This window comes from Rossellomorea oryzaecorticis, assembly GCF_045897515.1.
GTDB lineage: Bacteria > Bacillota > Bacilli > Bacillales > Bacillaceae_B > Rossellomorea > Rossellomorea enclensis.
The window spans coordinates 1-1,605 of record NZ_JBJOSA010000045.1 but is presented as its reverse complement, the minus strand read 5'-3'; the positions used below and the strand labels follow the sequence as shown (position 1 = coordinate 1,605).

2 protein-coding genes are annotated in these 1,605 nt (G+C 35.8%); both read right to left on the bottom strand.

Going from position 1 to position 1,605, the window contains the following annotated elements; genetic code table 11:
* Positions 1-128 precede the first annotated feature (128 nt).
* Entirely contained in the window at positions 129-908 is a 780-nt protein-coding gene (locus ACKA06_RS21580) for a transposase (RefSeq protein ID WP_411160626.1), read from the bottom strand.
* The gene (locus ACKA06_RS21575; protein WP_411160625.1) at positions 881-1,345 is read right to left on the bottom strand and encodes an IS110 family transposase; all 465 of its coding nucleotides are present in this window, start codon (positions 1,343-1,345) and stop codon (positions 881-883) included. The genes ACKA06_RS21580 and ACKA06_RS21575 overlap by 28 nt, the downstream gene beginning before the upstream one ends.
* Positions 1,346-1,605 lie beyond the last annotated feature (260 nt).

The window sequence follows — 1,605 nt, the reverse complement described above, 5'->3', positions numbered from 1 at the left end:
TTTCCTACGATTAGTCAAGTACTAAATCATAAGTTGAAGGATTGTTCACTATTATTTGGGCATAGGAAATAAACCTCAGCTATTCATAATTTTAAACTGAGGATATTCATGGTATACTAAACTACATATTATTGGTCCATAGAGACCGTGTGCGAGTAATCGTACTTTGTATTGTTCCTGATCATGGAATATATGCATTTTAGTAGCTTATTCATGCAAGCTACAGTGGCAACCTTATCCTTTTTGGAGATAGGTTGCTTTTTTAATTTGTAATAATAATCGACAATATGATTTGATCCTGCTTTTTGTTGGCGGATCATATTCCGAACGATGAGATATAAAATTTTTCGTCCTTTAGGATTTCCTCGTTTATTAATACGATCTTGTCCTGCGTATTTTCCAGACTGATATCTTCGAATATCAATACCCACAAATGCGTTGACTTTTTTATGATTAGAAAAGCGAGAGAGGTCACCAAACTCACCGATAAAAAGTCCTGCGCTAATGTCACCCACCCCAGGGAGACTGATAAGTACTTCAAACTCAGGAAGCTTTTTTGCCTCGTTAATCAACTGGTTAGAAACGTGTTCTTTTTCCTCTAATAAGCGGAGGAGTTGTTTTGCATAATATTGAACTTTTAATGTTTGAATACTCGCTGAAGAAATAGCGGGATAGGATTCCTTGGCGTATTCTATTATTTGACTTGCCTTTTGTTTAGCACGATTTTCTGAAATTCTTTTTGTGGTACTTTTTTTCAAAAGGTTCTTGATTTTTGTTTCGCTCTTTTCTAAAACAAAGTCTGGGTGAGGAAATAGATCCATCAAAGTTAAGGCGTAAGGTGTCATTTTACTCGAGAAAAAGTGTTCAAGTTCTGGAAAACTTAATTGTAGTGCATTATGCAAGTACATTCGTATACGCTTTTTTCTTCCTCTATTTCCTGATAAAAGCGAGAAAGATCCCGGAGTCGACTATATATTTCTGGTTGTTGGATTTTTTCTACTCGGCAATTTTGTTGATGAACTTGCGCCAGTTTATGAGCATCATGCTTGTCCGTTTTCCAGCTTCTAAGAGTCCCTTGTTCTAGTTGTTTTTTTGCCTCAAGAGGGTTTAATAAAGAGTAGTGCAATTGATTCTTTTGACAAAAGGTTTCAACTGGTTTTGAATAAATACCTGTTGATTCAAAAACAAGAATAGGTTCTTCAGAAAGGTTTCCGATCTCATCAAGCAGCGCTTGAAAACCAAACTTATTATGAAGAAATTCCCCTTCCGAAAGACAAGTTTGACCATCGTAAATCACTTTGTAGCTTTTCCCCATAGAAATATCTAAAGCAATTACTAATTCCAAATATTTTCCCTCTCTTCGTTGTCCTTTTGAAAGATCTTCACTTATTCATTTTGATTCTAATTTCCTATACACGAGCTCGTGGCCCCAACATACTTAAACCTGATTCAAAAATGAAAGTGAAGAGGCTCGGTTTTTGATACGGATTCGAAATCCTTGAGGCTTTGGTCGAGCTTTCTTTCACTTCTCACTATAACTCTAAAAAGAAAAATAGTGGGTAAAGTCATCCGTCGATGACTTTACCCACTAATCTTAGTATGTTT

Bases quoted from the DNA above. Each gene is read 5' to 3' on its own strand.
- ACKA06_RS21580 (WP_411160626.1), bottom strand. From the start codon at position 908: ATGTACTTGCATAATGCACTACAATTAAGTTTTCCAGAACTTGAACAC.